The following is a 20573-nucleotide window of genomic DNA, read 5'->3' as shown; positions in this document are numbered from 1 at the left end:
ACCTGCTGGGACGATCTGCTGTCGCCTGCACTGGCAGGGCAGATTGTGATGGCAACTCCGAAAAGCTCGGGTACCTCGTATACTACGCTGGCAACACTTGTGCAGATGCGCGGCGAGGACAAGGCGTGGGAGTATCTTCAAAAATTAGACCAAAACGTCGGTTTGTACACCCGTTCGGGTGTGGAGCCGGCAGAGCGGGTAAAAAACGGCGAATACGCCGTCGGTATCGTGTTCTCGCACGACGCCTTCCGTGCGGCGCTGGATGGCTATCCCATTGAGGTGCGCAGTCCGGCAGACGGCACCGGCTATGAGATCGGCGCGTGCGCGCTTGTGCGCAATGCACCGGAGCAGGAGCGCGAAAACGCCCGCATCTTTATCGACTGGCTGACCTCTTCCCGCGGAGAGGAATGTTACATCGAAGCGAAAAGCTGCCGCCTTCCGGCAAACAGCACCGCCCGCGCAGCGGACGGACTGCCGCCGCTGGACGAGGTCAAGCTCATCACCTACGATTTGGAGTGGGCAGGCGAGAACCGCACGCGGCTGATTTCGTACTTCGACACGCATATTTACAGCGCGCGAACCTTAAGGCAACACCGCACAATTAAAGCGGCGGCTCCTTGTGCAGGCTCTGGTCGCACTGCCGCGGTGCTTTGCGGAAATTTTGTGTCCTGACTTTGTTGCAGTTTCACGGTAATACATCAAGTATTACCGCAAAACTGTGCCTCGTCAGTACGCAAAATTTACTCGCAAATCACTCTTGTTCAATTATACGGTATTGCCTTAACTTAAAAGGTTTAACATAGACGCGGCGGTATGGCAGCAGCCGTACCGTGAAGAGAAAGGAGAAAAGAAAATGGCTAAAAAATCTTCGCGTATGCGGCGGCTGCTCAGCGGTGTGCTGTCGGCCGTGATGCTGGCAACACTGGTGCCGAGCACTGCTTTCGCAATCGGAAGGACGGATACCGGCTCCTTCCTGACGGGTCCGTACCTGATGACCCCGAAAACAAACGGCATGGTTGTCGTTTGGGAACTGGATAAACCGATGAAGTCCACCATTACCTACGGTACGAGCGATGCGGACAAGAAAACGCTCGAGGTTCCGGTAGAGGAGGGCGAAAAGTTTAAGGGTGAGAGCATGCACATGTATCGTGCCCGCCTGACCGATCTGACTCCGGGTACGACCTATACCTACAAGGTTGAGACCGAGGACGGACAGACTATGGATGGTCACTTCCGCACGCTGCCCGAAAATTCGAATGAGATCCGCTTTGTGGTTGTCAGCGACAGCCATCGCTTTGAAACGGCAACTAAGGTTTCCGATGTGATCGCACAGTTCGATCCGGACTTTATCCTGCATACCGGCGATATGGTAGAGGGCACTGGCTCTCAGAAGGATCAGTTCCCGTACTGGTTCCAGAATGTCGGCTCGTTCCTGCACAATGTGCCGGTTATCTACAACAGCGGCAACCACGATTACGGTGTCTACTTTGATGAGTATGTCACCAAGGTGCAGAAGGAGCAGTATAAGTCCAACGAGACCGGACGCAACGTAGCGTTTGACTGCGGTCCGGTGCATTTCGATATGCTGGACAGCAACCCGTGGTCCCTGTTTGAGCTGAACTCCACCGCAGGAGGCGGCGAGGCGGATGCGGCAACCAAGGCCGTTGTAAACGAGTCGCTCGACTGGCTCAAGGCGGATCTTGCAACCGACAATGCCAAGAAGGCTGACTTCCGCGTTGTTACCATGCACCATCCGTTCGAGGATGATCTGACCCGCAAGTACGTTCCCTCCATCGTGGAGAACGGCAACGTAAATATTATGTTCAGTGGCCATACCCATCTGTATTCCCGCTATGCTTCTGCTGACCCGAAGCGCGGCGCAGATACCCTGTATGTAACTCAGGGCGATGCCCGCATCGGCGACGGCAAGATCGACACCGGCAAGCCGGATCAGCGCCTGAATGACAACTATCCCAACCTGCTTGCAACCGGCAAGGGCGATATGCTCGAAGTAACCGTCAAGGACGGTCTGCTGACCTATAAGAATCTGGGCCTGAGCAGCGACGGCGAGAAGGTATTTGAGACGGTTACGCTGTCCAAGGACGGCGCCAAGCTGGCGTACAGCGATATTTCCATCACCCCGGACACCGTTCAGTCCAACGGCACTGTCACGGTATCCGCAAAGGTGACCAATGTCGGCAAGGGTCTGGCGACTGCCTCCATGTGTGTCAAGGACAACGGCACCGACCGCTGGCTGTATGAGTTCGGCAAGAGCGGCAAGGAGCGCGTTGTCGGTCTGAATCCCGGTGAGTCCGTAACGCTGAGCGCACCGCTGACGCTTTCCGCACTCGGTACGCATACCCTCAAGCTGGACAGCTACACCAAGACAGTCAATGTTACCTTCCGCAAGGCGACCTACGCCTACAGCAACCTGCGCCTGCAGCTTGGCAGCGGCACGGTAAGCGAGCCGACCAGCGATGTCATCTACGCCAAGGCGGATGTGCAGAACATCGGCAATGAGGACGGCACCGCAGAGGCAGTACTGTACATCAACGGCGCAGCCGTTACCTCGCAGAAGGCTGCGCTCAAGGCAGGCGAGACCCGCACGGTTGAGTTTGCCTACAAGGCACCGGCAGGCGGCAGCTATACCGTCAAGGTCGGCAACTCGGCAGAGAAGACCGTTGCCGTGCTCGGTTCCATTCAGGGCACCCCGATCGTAAAGGATAAGTCCGGCAAGGGCAACGACGGCATCATCCGCGGCAATCCGACGCTCGTTAAGTACAACGGCAGCTGGGGTCTGTCTCTGGACGGCGTGGACGATTATGTGGAAATTCCGGATAACAAGAACTATGTGGTAGACAACGGCGTTACCGGCATGGTTTGGGCAAACATCGATCGTCTGGCAACGGGCGATGAGTGGGACCACAACCCGCTGCTGATGAAGGGCGCTTCCATCAGCTACGGCACCAACTACCTGTTCCGCATGGCAGTCCGCAAGACCGGCATGGTTACCTACGGCATCGGCTTTAACAACGATAACGGCGAGTACTTCTGGAACGACGACGAGAATATGGGCGGCGGCGTTACCCTCGGCAAGTGGGTACAGTACACCGGCGGCTTTGATCGTGCAACCGGCGGCGACAGCTACGAGGATACCAAGGCAAGCGGTCACACCGATGCACCGGCTTTTGATTCTGAGATCCGCAACTGGGAAGGCAAGTCCATGTACTCCGGCTTTGCATTCCACCGTCATCTGCTGACGGGCCGCGGCCGCGGCAAGACGCACACCATGCTGACGGGCGACATCGGCCAGCTCCGCTTCTACACCACCAAGCTGACCGCAGAGGAGAACAAGCAGATTTACGCAAATCCGACTGCAAAGGGTCCGGAAAGCGACAAGCTGGTCGTATGGCTGGATTACGCACCGGAGAATATCGTCACCAAGGGCACGCACACCACCGAGTGGCGCGCAATGACCGGCAGTGCAGCAAAGTTTACTTATAACGCAGAGATCACCGGCGCGGCTTCTGCAACCGCAACCGTTGAGACCTCGGACGACGGCAAGACCGTAAAGGCTTCCCAGTCCGCAGAGCTGAAGAACGGCAAGAACACGGTTGATATTTCCGCACTGGGCAGTGCAAAGTATGTTCGCGTTACTACCGTACTGAACTCCTCTGTTGCAGAGAAGTCCACCGATATTCCGGTTATCAACTCGTATTCCATCAAGGCAGGCAATACCAATATCTGGGCAACGCTGGCAGACTGGAACGAGGGCACCTTCACCGATGCAGTAGGCTACGAATCCGATGATGTATTCAACGATTACTCTGTGGATTACGACAACTACGGCACCGTAGGCAAGAATGTCAAGGTTGTTGAGGGTACGGTAAGCACCTTCACCGACATCGCGGGCCACTGGGCAAAGGATGCCATCGAATATGTGACCGATAAGGCGCTGTTCAACGGCACGACCGCAACCACCTTCTCCCCGAACGAGGGCATGACCCGCGGCATGTTTGTCACCGTGCTTGGCCGTATGGCAGGCGCAGATATCTCCGCGTACAACACCCAGAGCCAGTTTGCCGACGTAGACAGCAAAATGTACTACAACGCATACGTCAACTGGGCAGCAGCCAACAAGATCGTTTCCGGCGTGGACGCTTCGCATTTCAATCCGAATGCGCTCATCACCCGTGAGCAGGCTGCGGTTATCATGGATAATTATCTGACTGCCACCGGCACTAAGGTAGAGGAAACCGGCAGTGCAGCTGCATTTGCCGACAGCGCAAGCATCCGCGCTTACGCGAAGGACGCTGTAACCAGAATGCAGAAGGCTGGTCTGCTGAGCGGCAAATCGGGCAACCGTTTTGACCCGCAGGGCACGGCCACCCGTGCACAGGTAGCTGTTATCATGCAGAAGCTGTGTGAAAAGACCGGTAAATAAGCCGGTAAAATGAGAAAGGGTCTCCCGCCATTCGGCGGGAGACCCTTTGCGGCTGTCGAAAAACTCCGTTTTTCGAGCAGCCTCTCGATTGAAACCACGCTTTCAATCGAATCTTGACGAAAAGCCGCGCCCTACGGGCACAATTTTTCGTCCCTTGTATAATTCCCGAGGTACACAAGGTGAATTGCCGCATAGCGGCAAGAGAGGGTGGCCTGGGCCACGCCCCCGGGAATTATGAATTTGCTGTGCAAATTCTATTTTATGCGTGCTGCCGCACGAAAAGTAAAAACGATAGATTGACTTTATCGACAGACTGAAAGGGTCTCCCGCCATTCGGCGGGAGACCCTTTGCGTTCAGAACAGGAAAAACCAGGAGAGGTTATCCCTCTCCTGGTTTTTCAGGTTTGATTGTGTCGAAATTTAGTTACTTGATCTCAGCGAACATCTTCTCGAGCGCAGCCGCTGCAGCCTCCTCGTCCGCGCCGTCGCAGGTAACAGTGATGCTGTCGCCGCCCTTGACGGCCAGACCCATTACTGCGAAAATCTTCTTGAGGTCAGCGGTCTTTTCGCCCTTGGTGAGCGTTACTGCGCACTGGAAGCCCTTGGCGGCCTTACTCAGCAGACCGGCCGGACGGGCGTGCAGGCCTTCCTTATCCTGAATGGTGATGGTAAACTGTTTCATGAAACTCTCTCCTTTTACTGCAGGTGGGTCAGTACAAACTTGATATCCGGGGTTTTCTTCATCATTTCAAGCGCCTCCTCGTCCTCGAGGACCTCGCAGACATGGGCGAGCAGGTCAAGGTGTGCATCACCGACACCGGCAATGCCGAAAATGAGGTATGCTTTCTCGTCACCGAAGTCTACGCCGTCAGGGTACTGCAGCATGACAACGCCGGACTTCTTGACAGTGGATTTCTTTTCGCTCGTGCCGTGCGGGATGGCAACGCCCATGCCCATGTAGGTGGTAACGAGCTTTTCGCGCTCGACCATTGCATCGGCGTAGTCGGCATCGACATAGCCGCGTTTGGCAAGCAGCGCACCTGCGGCGCGGATCGCGGTTTCCTTATCAACAGAGGGTAAGCCAAGCTGAATGTCCTCGGCCTGGATTACAAGGCCCTGATCCTGCGCGGCAGGTTCGTCAGTGGTTTCGGGAGCCGCGGCTTTCGCGGCAGGTGCAGCGGTCAGCGTCTGGTACAGGGTGTCCAGATTCGGGTCCGCAAGGAAGTTGTCAATCGTGATGATCTGTGCCTGCGGTGCACTCCTGCGGGCACGCTCGGCGAGAACACGCTGGCAGACAACGATATCTGCGTCAGCAGGTACGTTATCTACACTGGAGTTAGTGACGATCAGCTCCGGACGCTCGGCCTTGATGCGGTTGTGGAACTTGGTCGCGCCCATCGCGCTCGACCCCATGCCTGCGTCACACGAAAAGACGATCTTGTGCACGTCACCGGCGTTTATCGGTGCGGATTTGATGGCTGCGGGTGCTTCCCCCTTGGCCTGCGCCTTCATATCCTGCATTTTGGCCTGCGCTTCGCTGAGGTTCTGCGCATTGCCGGAAGTTGCTTTGAGAATGACAGACGAGAGTACAAACGATACGGCAGCTGCAAGGACAACGCCGATAAATACCGTCAGAACGGAGTCACGCGGCGCCATCGCCATGTAGGCAATGATCGAACCGGGGGATGCCGGGCCGGACAGACCGGTACCGGTCATGGTGTAGAACAGGATCGCGCAGAAGTTGCCCGCGATCGGAGCCAGAATGATGATCGGATTCATCAGAATGTACGGGAAGTAGATCTCGTGGATACCGCCGAGCAGGTGAATGACAACCGCGCCGGGAGCGGACTGACGTGTGGTCTTGTCCTTGCAGAACAGGCAGTACGCCAGCAGAACGCCCAGACCGGGACCGGGATTGGTCTCGAGCATGTACATGATGGAGCGGCCGGCCTCTGCAGCCTGGCTGACGCCAATTGGGTTGAAAATACCGTGGTTGATGGCGTTGTTCAGGAACAGCACCTTTGCCGGTTCAATAAAGATGGAAACCAGCGGCAGCAGGCTGTGGCTGACCAGAAAATCAACGCCTGCGGTAAGTACGGTGAGAATGGCGGTCATAAACGGGCCGATAACGTAGTAGCCGAGGATCGCCAGCAGCATGCCGAGGATGCCGATGGAGAAATTGTGGACCAGCATTTCAAAACCGGCGGGAATGTGCTCCTCCACGCGGTTGTCAAACTGCTTGATGACCCAGCCTGCCAGCGGGCCCATCACCATCGCACCCATCAGCATGGTGTAGTCCGAGCCGCAGATGCAGCCGATAACGGCGATGCAGGCAATGACGCGGCCGCGTTCCTTTGCGACCATATAGCCGCCCTGACCGGCGATGAGAATGGGCAGCAGGTAGCTCAGCATCGGTGAGACCATCGAGCTGAGCCGTTCGTTCGGGAACCAGCCCTTTTCGATGAACAGCGCTGTGAGGAAGCCCCATGCAATAAATGCACCGATGTTCGGCATGACCATGCCGCTCAAAAACTTGCCAAAACGGGAAATTGCGTTTTTCATAGCTTTTCAACTCCTTATCTGTGTTGCCGCATGACTTGCGGGATTCGGGGAGTCGCTTTCGTTTCGTTTGACTATATTGTACAGGCGGAATCCGGGTCTGACAAGGGAAACTATAGTGACTGATGTCACCGGCGAATGGTGACAAGTGTCGTAAGACTGTCGAAAACGCGCAGGGGAAAGGATGGCTGCTTGTGCAGTCTGCACAGAACAATGGTGACAGCAGAGCGGGTTGTCGGAGTTGTGTCACCGGAAGATGGTGACAAAAAACGCAGGATACGGAACAGTGTCACTTGTGCTGTCATTTTAGAATGTGGTATCATAGAGATAAGTAATTGAGAATGGAAAAGGGAGAATTAACGTATACACGATTGCAAATGAATTTACAAATGAATGCACTATGCTGACAGTGACATTCATTTTCCATTCTAAACCTGTTGGATTTTATAGAAAGGAGCTATCCCGATGTCTGAAACCCTGCCTTCGCTGACTGCGAACGGACAAAAGTTAATCGACCGTCTACTGACGCTGCCGCAGGGCTGGGTGACGGCGGCGATGCTCGCGGAGAGCATCGGCGTGAGCCGCCGCACGGTGCTGCGTGAGCTGCCGAGTGTGGAGCAATGGATTGCCGCAGCAGGCTATCGCTTTGTACGCAGTCCGGGACAGGGACTGCTGCTGGACGAGCCGCCCGCACGCCGGGAGCAAATGCGCGCGCTGCTGAACGGCAGCACAGTCTACGCGGAGCTGCCGCGCCGTCAGCGGCGGCAAAAGCTGCTCGGTATGCTGCTGCAGGCGCGTGAGCCGATGAAAACCGCAGCACTGGCGCGGGAGCTGCTCGTCTCCGAGAGCACACTGGCCGCCGATCTGGACGAAATCGGGCAGTGGGTATCCTCGTATGCGGTGACGCTGCACCGCCGACCCGGTGTGGGCGTATGGCTCAAGGGCGAAAAGCTGTCCTGCCGCCGCGCCGCTGCCGCGCTGCTGCAGAGCAGCCTGACCGAAGAAGAGCTGCAGGCGGTGCTGCGCGGTAATTTTGCTGCAGGCGGCGCATTTGCCGCGCTGCTGAATACGAAAATCGCCGAGCGGGTATGGCAGGTGCTGCAGCAGTTCGAGCAGAAGGAGAAGCTCCGTCTGCCGGATGCGGGTTTTCTGACGCTTGCCATCCACTGCACGCTGGCGGTGCAGCAGCTGCGCGAACAGGGCGGTTCGTCTGCCGCAGTTCACCCGCCGGAAAACGCCGCACAGCGGTTAGGGGCAGCTTTGGGACAGGCGTTCGGCCTGACGCTGCCGACCGAGGAAGTGCAGTATTTAGAGCAGTATCTGGCAGCGTATATCACCGGTGACGATGGCGAAAAATGGGGAGCCGGCGAGATGTACCTGCGCCATCTGACCGGACGGCTGATCAGCGAGGTAGGACGCGCGATGCGCGTGAATTTCTCGGGCTATGCATCGCTGAGAGACAACCTGTTTACGCATTTACGGCCGATGCTGCTGCGCGTGCGTGAGCAGATTCACATGGATAATCCGCAGCTGGACACGATTCAGCGTGAATATCCGCAGTTGTGGGCGGCAACACGCGCCGCATGCGACACCGTCGAGATGGAACTGGCGTTGCCGCACATTCCGGACAGCGAAGCGGCATATCTTGCCATGCACTTTGGCGCGGTGCTCGAGCAGAACGGCGCACTGCGGCAGGCCGCTCGCGTGGTGGTTGCGTGCCCGCTGGGTATGAGCTCAAGTCGATTTCTGGCTTCGCGTATCGAGGGCGAATTCCCGACCCTCAAGGTGGACGGCTGCTGTTCGGTGCGCGAACTCGATCCAGAGCAGCTGCACAGCCGCGGCATCGACCTTGTGATTGCAACCGTGCCGCTCGAGCTGGCGTATCCGTCGATTACGGTCAATCCCGCGCTGCTCGAGCCGGATCGCGCCCTTCTGCGGGATGCGGTGCAGCGGCTGAACGGCACTGTGCGGACCGGCACACCGGCAGAGCCGTCTGCCGCCTCGGCGGCCGAAGGCGGCCTGCGCTACACCTATCGCCTCACGCGCTCGATGGTGCAGATGCTCGACCATTTATGCATCCGGACTGTGTGCAAACCGGTTTCGCGGCAGGGCCTGATTGACGCGGCAAGCCGTCTGTTCTGCCCGAATGAGGACGCATCGCGTCTGGTGGCGCAGCAGCTGCGCCGACGGGAAGCCATGGGCGATACTTATATCAAGCCGCTGTTCGCGCTGCTGCTGCATTGCAGGACAAAGGCGGTATCGGACTGCCGATTCGGCTATTTACAGGCACAGCCGCCGGTCTACGAGGCCGGAAAGATGATTATGGGGGCATTTGTGCTGCTTGCGCCGGATACCGGTGATCCGATTCCGGTGGAGGTCATGCGCATGGTGAGCGCACAGCTGATCGAGGAGCCTGAGCTGATCGAGCGCCTGCGGACCGGTCAGCGCGACGCAGCCGTGCAGCTGTTGGAAGAAAAGCTGGATCGTCTGTTCTCAGAACACGGAAATTAAGCATAAAAGGGAGCGGTAATGCGGAAAATATTCTGCATTGCCGCTCCTTTTGCGCGCAGAACAGAATTTACAGAGAGAATGCGCTCTTGTGAATCATCACAAAAATGAAAGTGATTATTTGTTGAAATAACAGATTGACGCTTGCACAGGCTGTTGGTATTATAATTATAGCTTTCGTTTCAACAGTTTCAAATATCTGAAAGGGGTCATTCCATGATCTATACGGTAACACTCAACCCCGCATTGGATAAAACGGTAGAAATTCCGGGTATGGCGCTTGACACGGTCAACCGCATCACGGAAATGCGCACGGATCCCGGCGGCAAGGGCATCAACGTAAGCAAGGTGATTGCCAAACTCGGCGGAGACAGCCGCGCAGTCGGCATTCTGGGTGGTGAGAGCGGCAGAACGCTCGAAAAGCTGCTCGAAAACGAGAATTTCACCACGCAGTTCCGGTTCGTTGAGGGGCAGACCCGCACGAATATCAAAATCATTGACCGGGTCGGCCACACGAATACCGACATCAATGAGCCGGGGCTGACCGTCACGGACGCAGATTTAGATGCGCTGCTGAACGACCTTCTGGCCGAGGTGCACGCAGGCGACATCGTGGTGCTGGCGGGCAGTCTGCCGAAGGGCGCACCGCAGGACACCTACTGCGTGTGGACGAGCGCATGCAAAAAAGCAGGTGCGCGGGTGTTCCTCGATGCGGACGGCGCTTTACTGGCAGAAGGCTTAAAGGCCGCGCCGTACCTCATCAAGCCGAATGATGATGAGCTGTCGCGTCTGGCGGGCAAAAAACTGGAAACCATCGAAGAGTTGACCGCAGAGGGTCAAAAGCTGCTGGAGAGCGGCATCGAACGGGTGGTTATCTCGCTGGGCGGACGCGGCGCGCTGTATCTGCGCAAGGGCAGCACGATTTATGCTGAGGGACTCAAGGTTCCGGTCGGCAGTACGGTCGGTGCGGGTGACAGCGTGGTGGCCGCGCTGGCGTATGCCGAGTCGCAGGATATGAGCGAGGAGGACGCTGTCCGTCTCTCGACTGCGACCGGAGCCGCGAATGTCATGTGCAGCGGCACACAGGCCGCCGAGCGCTCGGTTATCGAGGAGCTGCTTCCGAAAGTACGTTTTTCCAAGCTGTAATTGTTGAAATCTATTGCCTAAGTGATAAAGGAGAGTTATTATTATGAAAGCAAGGGCTGTACGTCTGCATGCTGCGAATGATCTGCGTCTGGATACCTTTGAGCTGCCGGAAATCCGTGACGACGAAATCCTGGTCAAGGTCGTATCCGACAGCATCTGCATGTCCACCTACAAGTGCGCGATCCTTGGTACCGAGCACAAGCGCGTGCATCCCGATGTTGCCGAGCATCCGGCCATCATGGGTCACGAGTTTGCGGGCGATATCGTCAAGGTTGGCGCGAAGCATCAGGATAAGTTCAAGCCGGGTATGAAGTTCACGCTGCAGCCGGCGCTCAACTACAAGGGTACGATGTGGAGCCCCGGATACTCCTATGAGTTCTTCGGCGGCGATGCGACCTACTGCATCATTCCGGCTGAGGTTATGGAACTTGGCTGCCTGCTCGAGTACAAGGGGCGTGCCTACTACGAGGCGTCTCTTGCCGAGCCGATGAGCTGCTCAATCGGTGCGTTCAACGCCGCTTATCATACCAAGATGGGTGTTTACCATCACGAAATGGGCATCAAGCAGGGCGGCAAGCTGGCTATCATGGCCGGTGCGGGCCCGATGGGTCTGGGTGCGTTGACGTATGCGCTGCACCGTGACGTCCGTCCGTCCATGGTCGTTGTGACCGATGTGAACGAGGACCGTCTGGCACGCGCCGAGGCGCTGTTCCCGCCTGCCGAGGTCAAGGAGAAGGACGGCATCGACCTGCACTTTGTCAACACCGGCAAGATGGAGAATCCGGCGGCAGAGCTGCGCGAAATGACCGGCGGCACCGGTTTTGACGATGTATTCTGCTACGCGCCGGTTGCGGTGGTTGTCGAGCTTTGCAGCGCGGTGCTCGGCCGCGATGGCTGCCTGAACTTCTTCGCCGGCCCGACCGACAAGCAGTTCTCTGCCAAGATGAACTTTTATGATGTACACTATAATTCCACACATGTTATGGGCACGACCGGGGGCAATACGGCGGATATGATCGAGTCGCTCGAGCTGACCGCATCCGGACGTATCGACCCGGCGGTTATGGTGACGCATATCGGCGGTCTGGATGCGGCAGCCGAGACTACGCTCAATCTGCCGAAGATTCCGGGCGGCAAAAAGCTGATCTACACACACCTGACCATGCCGCTTACCGCGCTGACCGATCTGCGGGCAAAGGGCGCGGAGGATGCGCGGTTTACCGCGCTGGCTGACATTGTGGACGCACACAACGGCCTGTGGTGCTCGGAGGCAGAGGAATATCTGCTGGCAAACTTTCAGCAGCACGACTAATTGGAGGAAACAACCGATGGAACAACGCCGCAATGCAATCGTCGAACTGGTCAACCGAGAGGGAAGCCTGAGCTTTGTACAGCTGAAGGAGGCTTTTCCGTCGGTGTCCGAAATGACGCTGCGAACCGATCTGAAGGCACTCGATCAGGCGCGAAGAGTGGTTCGCGTGCACGGCGGCGTCAAATCGGTCGAGGTAGTCGTCGGCACGGACGACCAGTTCGGCAGGCGCACGGCGCGCAATGCGTCGGAAAAGCAGATCATTGCGGAGAAGGCGGCGGCGCTGCTGCGGCCGAATACCACGGTGTTTCTGGATTCCGGCAGCACGGCAACCGCCGTGGCACGCTGTGTGCCGGATGAGCCGATGCTGATCTTCACGAGCGGATTGACGTGCGCGATCGAACTCGCGCGGCTGGAAAAGCCCAAGGTGTCCATTCCCGGCGGCACGCTCAACCGGTTCAGCCACAGCGTGTGCGGCGTGCGCGGCATTCAGGAACTGGAGGGCGTGCATTTCGACCTGCTGCTGCTCGGCGTGACGAGCTACAGTCCGGAGACCGGCTTTGCCTGCGGTGTAGAGGAGGAGGCGCTGCTCAAGCAGACTGTGCTGCATCGCGCGGAGCATGTGGCGGTGCTGCTGGATTCCTCTAAAATTGATCGAAGAAGTACATTCCGCATTTGCGGTCTCGATGAGGTAGATACCGTCATTTCGGACGGCAGACTGCTGCCGGAATTCCTTTCGGCGTGCGAGAACGCGGGCGTAAAAGTGCTGTAAAAGTGAGAAAACCCTGTCTGGTGTTGGAACAGACAGGGTTTCTTTTAGGGCTAAAGTTAGGTATTCGGCTCGTATGCCGGTATGGCGGCGGCATCTTTATATTGGCTCTTGCAAATCGGAACAAAAATTTTGACCTATATCAGAAAATAAGAAAAACCGGTCATTTCTTACGAAATAACCGGTTGATCTGGTACGCCAGAAGGGATTCGAACCCCCGACCTTTTGGTTCGTAGCGCTTGTGAAACTGTTTCAACCGACAAAATATCGTGTAAAACCGTCCCGTTTGGGTCGGTTTCTGCTTTTCGGAACGCTAGGAATTGGGAAAATCCAATGGTGTCCAAAGCGTTCGGACGGTTAATGGACGGTAAAAATAGGTGATTGCTTTTGCGAACTTGATTATACGCTATCTGCAGTTCATTTTTATAAGGCATGCTTTATTCACAACACCGTAACACTTTCACAGTTATCCTGCAGCACTGAGCGGTCATTGGAGCTCCACAGCACGGCGGTTCCTCGTGCGCGAAGTACCGCAATACAGTGCAGCAATTCCGCTTTAATCTGCTCATCAATGGTATAAAAAGGATAGTCCAATACCAGCAGACCAACCGGTGCAAACATGACACGCAGCAGCACAAGCTGATTCCGCATACGATTGGACAGGTGACGCGGATATACGTCCAACCCTTCCGGATCAAAGCCCATCTCTGCTGCAAAATCACGCAGCGCTAGCCGCAGCATTCGACGATTGATCACATCACCGCGTTCACGAAAACGATTCATCGACCGGAATACGATATTCTCTGCCGCTGTCAGATTCTCAAACACGTCCTTCTCCCAAAAGCGCGGTCCCATACAGCAAATCTCACCTGCATGTCGCTGCCGCCAATCAGCTAAATGGTACATCCGGCCGTCCTGCATTGCAATACCTTCCGTCTGCCCCTGTCCGGAAAACATACGGTATATGATACCCCTACCATTTAAACCGCAGCACAGCACCCCTGAGGCTCGCCCAGTGTATAAATCCACAGAAAACGGCGCTATATCATTATCTATCAGACTGATTTCCTGCAGCGAGAGATACAGACGCGGCACGGTCCTTTCCTTCGGAGACACCACCATTGATGAAATACGCAGGCGCTGATGAATACCATAAGCTGTCATATCCTTCCGCAGACGTTCCCAGCATATCATACCGCTGCGCATCACCGCGATACGATCCGCATATTGCAGCACCTTAAATACACTGGAATTAAATACAATGACCGATACGCCTTCATCCCGCAGCTGATGTAGGAAGGCGGCAAACCGTATCAGTTCGTCCCTGTCAAGACCCTCACCGGCCTCCCGGCAGACCAACACCTTTGCACCGCACAGCAGTGCACGGCAGATAGAGATTTCAAGCCGCTGCTCGTTTGTCAGACTGCTGCCGCAGGCGTGCGGCTCACAGCCGATGCCATAGTGTTCAAACACTTGTTTGGACATTTCAGCTATATTCTTTCGGCGTAAAAGTAGATTCTTCCATGAGAATCTACGTAATACGGCCAGATTTTCCGCTGCTGTCATACCATTCACTACGGAAGCCTGATGGGTAATCTCGTAAATTCCCAGCTTGCGGGCTTCGTTCTCCGAACGGTAGCTGACCGGAACGCCATCCAGATAGATCGTGCCCGAAGCCGGGCATAACTTGCCGCACAGTACATCCGCCAGTACAGAGGCACCGCTTTCGCTGATACCCGTAACACCCAGTATTTCACCCGCTCGAAGGGACAGGGAAACATACTCCAGATTCTGTCCGGATGGCTGTGCAGTAACAATCTGCTCCAGATAAAGAATCTCCTGTTTCATGGTTTAATTTCCCCTCATCTGCGGCAGTGTTACGATAACTGTTGTACCGATATCCTGCGTGCTAGCCACATCCACACCGTACTGCATGCCAAAATAAAACTGGATACGGCGGTTGACATTGCGCAGCGCAATACCTGTTGACCGAGAACTGTCTGCTCTGCGTTCAATCGGACCGCTGCGTTCCCTCAGATTTTTGCGCACACGGTGCAGTTCGTCTTCGGCAATACCGACACCGTTATCCTCCACTGAAATCTGCAGACGACTTCCTATACTTTCCACACGCATGGTGATCTTACCGCCGTCTACCCGGCGGTTAATACCATGTGACAGCGCATTTTCTACCAGCGGCTGCAGTGTCATAACAGGCAGACTGCTGTCCATTACGTCTTCATTCTCGATATGCTCCTCATAGGTGAAGCGATCGCCATAGCGATACCGCTGAATGAGCAAATAGTGATGTACATTGTCCAATTCCTGTGCCAGCGTAGCCAGTTCTCCCGGGCTGTTAATGCAGTAGCGGAACAGCATGCCAAGTGCTTCGGCCATCTCCGCTACATCCGCGCTACCTCGCCGCATAGCGCGACTGCGGATAATTTCCAGTGTGTTATACAGGAAATGCGGATTGATTTGGTTTTGCAGCGCGTGCAACTCGGCTTCGGTCTTCAGCGCTCGTGAAATAGATACCTCATGCAGCTTGTCAAACACCTGCTCAAGCATTTCCTGGTCATCCATGTGCAGCAGACGGTCTTTTTCCTCCGGTTCAAGGTAATCCGTATCGCCATCTGCCAGCATATTTTCTAATGCACGCCGTCTGCCAATATTACACCGTAGTTCCGCTGTATAGCTGATGGCCATCGCCAGCAGAGCTGCCGTGATACCGCATATTGGTATAATGCTACGTCTGCCGAGCGTGCACAGCATTCCTGTCATGACACCCAGCAACAGCACAAAGCCGCCCGCAAACAGCCATACACTTCGTTGATTGCGAATCTCTTTCCAATATTTCATGGTGCTTCCAGCCTTATGAATAGAATTTACGGTACTCAGACGGAGTAACCGTAGTTTCCTTTACAAAAATCTTGTTGAAAAACTTGATATCGCGGTAGCCTACTTTCTCAGCAATATCTGCAATGCGCATCTTTGAGGTCTTCAGTAGCTTCTTCGCCTGTTCAATGCGGATATGCTGCAAATACTCGACAAATCCAACACCGGTCTCGGTCTTGAATAGCGTGCTGAAATACGATGTGCTCAGGCACACATGCTTTGCTACCTGCGCCAGAGAGATGCTCTCTGCATAATGCTGCACCACAAAGTTTTTTGCCTGTCGAATCACATTATTCTCCCGATTTTGCACAAACTGACGGCAGTTCTCGAGCATCTGCGTAGTCAGATCTACAAACCGTGTTGCAAGTTCTTCGCAGGAATAACCGCCGCACAGTACGTCAAACGGCTCTAGCAGCCGAGGTGCCCGGGCCTGCTCATCACGCGGCAGCTGTTCTGCCGCATCATTAAGGCAGGACAGCATCTGCTCCAGCAGAAAACAGCGGCTGCCTGGTACGATATTCTCGCTTTCCCACTTGCTCCATACCCGGCGAATGAGGGCAGCGGCACTGTCCGTATCCATGTGCTCCACCGCATCACTCAGCGAGTTTTCCCACTCGCCGGTATAAAACATGACGATTTCCCGCAATGCAGCATCGGTCTGTTCATTGAACACCAGCACCGAGCTTTGCCGCTTTTCTAGACGCCACTTGAGCGCTGTTTTCGCCTGCTCTACCGCAGTCGGAATATTTTCGGTATCGCCGTCCAACAGCTTACTTGCTGCACCGGTCAAATGGATCAGATGATTGACGCTGTTCAGGCTGCGAATCTCCTGTCTAATAGCACGGAGCAGCGTCTCGCTTTCGGATTCAGCCTGCTCTGCGGAATAGGACAGCAGGCATACTGTATCCAGATGATCAGAAAACGCCGCTAGCAGAGTGCTGTGCTCCTGTGCAAGCGCTCGAATGTGCTCGAGCGTATCGCTCGCCTGATTGACCAGTGAACCGGCCTCATCGGACGATGCCGTAAAATTGCTGTCAATGCAGAAGGTCACACACTGCAGTTTTGTGTTATCCAGCACAAACAACTCACCGCCATGCCGTTGGGAACGTGTCGGCGTATGTCCGGTCTTCCATACAGTATGCACGTATTGCTCCCGCAGGGTATCCATACTCTCCTGCAGTTCATTCTGTACACGGGCTGCCTGCTGCCGCTGCTCGGCCCGCTCGCACAGTTCATGATCCAGTTTTTCGAGTGCTCGGTTCAGTTCGGCTTTCTTGAGCGGCTTGAGCAGGTAATCCCATACGCCGAAACGCAGTGCTGTCTGCGCGTATTGGAACTCGGTATAGCCGCTCATCACAATAAAATTTATAGCCGGGAATTCCTGCTTGGCGCGTTCGATCAGTTCCAGTCCGGTCATGCCCGGCATACAAATATCCGTAATGACAACATCTGGATGGAGTTCCTCTATCTTTTTCAACAGTTCTATGCCATTGCACGCTTCACCGACTATCTCTGCACCGGGATAGGTGATTAGCGCACGGCATAACTCAACAATATCAAATTCATCATCCGCAATGATAATCCTCAACATGGCGATTCCCCATTCTCTCTTTGCGCGGGTGTTCTCTTCTTCTGATAATAGAGTACCACAAAATTTCTCACGATTCAAATTTTTACGGCAGGTTCAAAAGATACCCCCTGTGAATCCAAAAAACGACCTGTTCTATCTGTCCGCCAGTCTGCTATACTGGTTACAGTGAGAGAACCCCACTGGCATTCTCTTCTTTAACACAGCAAAGGAGTTTTGCGTTATGGGAAAAACCGCTATCCCATCTGTTTTTCCGGCAGAGGGTACTTACGAGCTGTCCACACTTCATGTAAATCTTTCTTGCGCGGCATCGCATGCCGTAATCCATTACACCATTGACGGTACCGAACCGACAGCAGACAGCCCGATTTACCACCGTGAGGCAGGTCTGATTCCGGTCAAGCACACAGATGGAGCAGAATCTATTACTATCCGCGCTTTTGCACAGGCAGACGGTCTGCAGCCAAGCGATACTGTTGCGTTTACCTACCGTTTTGCCTGCCGCCCCAAGGGCGTATTCCGCCATTCACTGCTGCGTGAACCGTCGGATACGGCTGCCGGTCTCATCCGTATTGAGGATTTCGATCTCGATCGTATGTATCTCATCATCGGTCAAAAACGCGCTGCACTGATTGACGCTGGCTGGGACTATGACGGTGATCTTCCGGCGCTATGTCACGCGCTCACCGGCGGTCTTCCGGTCGATCTGCTCATTGCACACGGTCATCCCGACCATGTTGCACAAGCTGGAAAATTTATTGAATACGGCTGCAAGGTCTATGCTCCCTATGCTGACAAATCTATGAAGCAATTGGACTGCGGATTGGACTTTACCCATATTGAGGATTTGAAAGACGGCATGCGCTTTGACCTCGGCGGCACCGTACTGCAAATCTATGCTACGCCCGGACATACTCCCGGCAGCGTTGTTATTTTAGATGAAAACACCGGTGATCTGTTTGCATCCGATTCGTTTGGCAGCAATCGCCGTGAAATTCCGGACAGTGCATGGCTCCAGCTGAGCGGATACTCGCTGGAAAGCTGTCTGCGCTCTCTGGAGGCTTTTCTTGATGCCGCAGGAAATAAATGCAAACGCATTTTCACCGGTCACAACGCAGAAATGATGGACGCCCAACAATATTTGTCCACCTTGCGCAAAGCTATGCACAACGCTGTGGATAACGGTGCAGCCTGTCTTTTTCCCTCTCTGCGCAGCGCAGCCGAGTCGTTCGGCTCCGGCTCTATTGCCGTAGAAGGTGACTGGCGGCATGATCCAATCTGGGCTGCGGCTAATCTGCAATTCCTGTACGATACCGACACACAACAGGATCCACCACGTTATGCACCCGGCTTTGATCCAACGATCAAAACCATACTTTGACATCATTCCCCACATCTTTCATCTCATCTCTCTTCTCTGCCGCCGATCGGTTCTCCGGTCGGCGGTTCTTCTTTGCGCGAGTGAATATGGGATGATTTTTACGCCTCTCTGCCAACTTCGAAAAAACACCCCCATAAATCAAAAAATACCCGCATTGGAAAATCGATTAGAAACCGGTATGCTTATATCATCAAAAAGAAACACGGGAGGGAAAACGATGAAACGTGAATATTGTCTGGATATCGACGGCAACGTATATACCATTGGTGATCTGAATATGTTTCTTGACAATAAGGAGCCAATCTCCTATCCGGCAGCTGACTCACAGAATCCGACTAGGCCCTTCTTTACCGGAACCATCCGGCAGGAAGTCGAGGTAAACGGCGTAAAGCGTTCGTTCCTTCTGTATATTCCGCAGCATTATCCCATTTCGGGTGCAGGCATTTTCCTCTATCCGGATGACGACATATCTGCCGAAGATTATCTGGAAAATAGCGGCTGGAAGCCGGTTGCCGAGCAGACCAATGCCGCATTGATCGTGCTTGAATCCCGTTCCGGCGGCTGGAATAAAAAAGATATTCAAAGCGAAATCAGTTATAGCGAAGCGGTTTTCAAAAAATCCATTGCCCGCGTGTATTTCAGCATGAACGAAGCCACCTACTACTGCATGGGTTTTGGAAACGGCGCTTACGTTGCAGCAGCATACGCTATGCTCAACTCGGCATTGATTGCAGCTGTCGCTCTGGATGGAGACTACGACCTGCATCCAGATTTAATGGCACAGCTCCGCAGCATTCGCTCTGACCGAGACGCAAACAAGTCCAAACTGGATGTGGCGATGCCGGCCTGGCTGATTGGAAAAGCTACTCCTCTGTTGGACAGCCTGAAACGTGCAGCCGATGTCAGCGACGAACAGCTTTACAATGATGCTGCATACATCTATCGTCAAAATCTCAAGCAGTATTTCGACCAGCCGAACGGTCTGCCGATGGTGGAAATCTGGCACACCGAACCTGGTCGATGGAATCCCGAAGCAGATGAAAAATACCGTCGCATGGCAGAATTTGTGCTTCGATTTAAACGGTGGTTGAGCACCGGCAACGGCGATTTCCGACCCGCTCGGACATGGCAGGACATGAGACTTCACCGCTTCACCGCCGAGATAGACAACAGACAGCGCGAATGGTTCGTATACGAGCCTACGGCACTCCGTGCCGGCAAACTGCTGCCGTTGGTACTGGCCATTCATGGATACAGCTGCACCGGCGAACTGTTTGCAGAAAACAGCAGTTGGCACGAGTTAGCCGAACGGCGTGGTTTTCTTCTGGTTTATGTTTCCGCTTTTCCTGATAACGGCATCAGTGGTGGACACACCGTGCCGCTTCCTTCGTGGAATGCGCTGAATATCCACGCGCAAACCGATGATGTGAAATACATTGACTATGTACTGAGCAGTGTTAAAAACTCCTATCCGGTTGACTCTGAACGTGTTTACGTTTCCGGTCACTCCAATGGCTCTCTGCTGACGCAGCGACTGATGGAGGAACGACCGCTTGCATTTGCAGCCTTCGGACCACAGGGCGCACCCTATCATATGGGATTGGACGGTACTGCTGTTGATCGTACTATCCACAAGGATGGCATCATCCGTCCGGTATGGCTGATGATGGGTGCCGAGGATATCGGTGATCAGGACAAGTTGGACTGCGGCTCGATCAACGACCGTTTTCTCGATATGATGTGTGAGCTGAACGATCTCGATCGCACAGGTGGCATTGACCGTGAAAACGGCAAGTATCATACCCGCACCTTTGTGAACGCAGAACGCGTTCCGCTGGTAAAGTTCACCGGCATCACAGACACGCCGCATACCTATACTCCGGAATTTGCCCAGCTTTACTGGGATACGTTTTTCTGCCACTTCCGCCGAAAATCCGACGGAACGATCATTTATACAGACTAAGCGCTTTTAGAGGA

General features: G+C 54.7%; 13 protein-coding genes. 8 read left to right on the top strand and 5 right to left on the bottom strand.

From position 1 onward, the window contains the following. Both C7386_RS07955 and C7386_RS07950 read left to right on the top strand, forming a co-directional pair. The coding region (locus C7386_RS07955; protein ID WP_116705246.1) for an extracellular solute-binding protein at positions 1-672 on the top strand (672 nt) is incomplete at its 5' end. Between the two features lie 181 nt (positions 673-853). Further along, positions 854-4444, top strand: coding sequence for an S-layer homology domain-containing protein (locus C7386_RS07950; RefSeq protein ID WP_116705245.1), 3591 nt, complete (start codon positions 854-856; stop codon positions 4442-4444). Positions 4445-4868: 424 nt separating this feature from the next. Here the strand turns inward: C7386_RS07950 and C7386_RS07945 are convergent, their stop codons facing one another. Together C7386_RS07945 and C7386_RS07940 are read right to left on the bottom strand one after the other, a co-directional pair. After that, a complete protein-coding gene (locus C7386_RS07945; protein WP_116705244.1) occupies positions 4869-5126 on the bottom strand; it encodes an HPr family phosphocarrier protein in 258 nt (85 codons plus the stop codon). Positions 5127-5140: 14 nt separating this feature from the next. After that, a complete protein-coding gene (locus C7386_RS07940; protein WP_116705243.1) occupies positions 5141-7006 on the bottom strand; it encodes a PTS mannitol transporter subunit IICBA in 1866 nt (621 codons plus the stop codon). Between the two features lie 462 nt (positions 7007-7468). On the opposite strand from C7386_RS07940, the gene C7386_RS07935 reads away from it, so the two are divergent. The 4 genes from C7386_RS07935 (at position 7469) to C7386_RS07920 (ending at position 12738) form a co-directional block, all read left to right on the top strand. Next, entirely contained in the window at positions 7469-9514 is a 2046-nt protein-coding gene (locus C7386_RS07935) for a BglG family transcription antiterminator (RefSeq protein WP_116705242.1), read from the top strand. Positions 9515-9727: 213 nt separating this feature from the next. Continuing rightward, a complete protein-coding gene (gene pfkB / locus C7386_RS07930) occupies positions 9728-10657 on the top strand; it encodes a 1-phosphofructokinase (protein ID WP_116705241.1) in 930 nt (309 codons plus the stop codon). A gap of 43 nt (positions 10658-10700) precedes the next feature. After that, entirely contained in the window at positions 10701-11969 is a 1269-nt protein-coding gene (locus C7386_RS07925) for a zinc-binding dehydrogenase (protein ID WP_116705240.1), read from the top strand. A gap of 16 nt (positions 11970-11985) precedes the next feature. Further along, positions 11986-12738: a DeoR/GlpR family DNA-binding transcription regulator gene (locus tag C7386_RS07920; RefSeq protein ID WP_116705239.1), complete on the top strand. Its 753-nt coding sequence runs from the start codon at positions 11986-11988 to the stop codon at positions 12736-12738. Between the two features lie 438 nt (positions 12739-13176). On the opposite strand, the gene C7386_RS07915 is transcribed toward C7386_RS07920, so the two are convergent. Genes C7386_RS07915 through C7386_RS07905 form a run of 3 tightly spaced genes read right to left on the bottom strand, consistent with a single transcriptional unit; the run spans position 13177 to position 17218 of the window. Then, complete coding sequence (locus tag C7386_RS07915; RefSeq protein WP_116705238.1) at positions 13177-14583, bottom strand: ATP-binding cassette domain-containing protein; 1407 nt, start codon at positions 14581-14583, stop codon at positions 13177-13179. Between the two features lie 3 nt (positions 14584-14586). Then, positions 14587-15591, bottom strand: a complete 1005-nt coding sequence (locus C7386_RS07910) for a sensor histidine kinase (RefSeq protein WP_116705237.1) — start codon at positions 15589-15591, stop codon at positions 14587-14589. A 13-nt stretch (positions 15592-15604) separates the two neighbouring features. Further along, positions 15605-17218, bottom strand: a complete 1614-nt coding sequence (locus C7386_RS07905) for a response regulator (protein ID WP_116705236.1) — start codon at positions 17216-17218, stop codon at positions 15605-15607. Between the two features lie 220 nt (positions 17219-17438). On the opposite strand from C7386_RS07905, the gene C7386_RS07900 reads away from it, so the two are divergent. Both C7386_RS07900 and C7386_RS07895 read left to right on the top strand, forming a co-directional pair. After that, positions 17439-18596, top strand: a complete 1158-nt coding sequence (locus C7386_RS07900) for an MBL fold metallo-hydrolase (RefSeq protein WP_116705235.1) — start codon at positions 17439-17441, stop codon at positions 18594-18596. A gap of 217 nt (positions 18597-18813) precedes the next feature. After that, the gene (locus C7386_RS07895; RefSeq protein ID WP_165815503.1) at positions 18814-20559 is read left to right on the top strand and encodes an alpha/beta hydrolase family protein; all 1746 of its coding nucleotides are present in this window, start codon (positions 18814-18816) and stop codon (positions 20557-20559) included. Positions 20560-20573 lie beyond the last annotated feature (14 nt).

It is taken from the genome of Agathobaculum butyriciproducens (assembly GCA_003096535.1).
Classification (GTDB): domain Bacteria; phylum Bacillota; class Clostridia; order Oscillospirales; family Butyricicoccaceae; genus Agathobaculum; species Agathobaculum butyriciproducens.
The sequence above is the reverse complement of the archived record's forward strand: the minus strand, read 5'-3'. Positions and strand labels throughout refer to the sequence as shown.

Coding starts and splice junctions, on each gene's coding strand:
- C7386_RS07950 (WP_116705245.1), top strand. CDS start 854: ATGGCTAAAAAATCTTCGCGTATGCGGCGGCTGCTCAGCGGTGTGCTG.
- C7386_RS07945 (WP_116705244.1), bottom strand. CDS start 5,126: ATGAAACAGTTTACCATCACCATTCAGGATAAGGAAGGCCTGCACGCC.
- C7386_RS07940 (WP_116705243.1), bottom strand. CDS start 7,006: ATGAAAAACGCAATTTCCCGTTTTGGCAAGTTTTTGAGCGGCATGGTC.
- C7386_RS07935 (WP_116705242.1), top strand. CDS start 7,469: ATGTCTGAAACCCTGCCTTCGCTGACTGCGAACGGACAAAAGTTAATC.
- pfkB (WP_116705241.1), top strand. CDS start 9,728: ATGATCTATACGGTAACACTCAACCCCGCATTGGATAAAACGGTAGAA.
- C7386_RS07925 (WP_116705240.1), top strand. CDS start 10,701: ATGAAAGCAAGGGCTGTACGTCTGCATGCTGCGAATGATCTGCGTCTG.
- C7386_RS07920 (WP_116705239.1), top strand. CDS start 11,986: ATGGAACAACGCCGCAATGCAATCGTCGAACTGGTCAACCGAGAGGGA.
- C7386_RS07915 (WP_116705238.1), bottom strand. CDS start 14,583: ATGAAACAGGAGATTCTTTATCTGGAGCAGATTGTTACTGCACAGCCA.
- C7386_RS07910 (WP_116705237.1), bottom strand. CDS start 15,591: ATGAAATATTGGAAAGAGATTCGCAATCAACGAAGTGTATGGCTGTTT.
- C7386_RS07905 (WP_116705236.1), bottom strand. CDS start 17,218: ATGTTGAGGATTATCATTGCGGATGATGAATTTGATATTGTTGAGTTA.
- C7386_RS07900 (WP_116705235.1), top strand. CDS start 17,439: ATGGGAAAAACCGCTATCCCATCTGTTTTTCCGGCAGAGGGTACTTAC.
- C7386_RS07895 (WP_165815503.1), top strand. CDS start 18,814: ATGAAACGTGAATATTGTCTGGATATCGACGGCAACGTATATACCATT.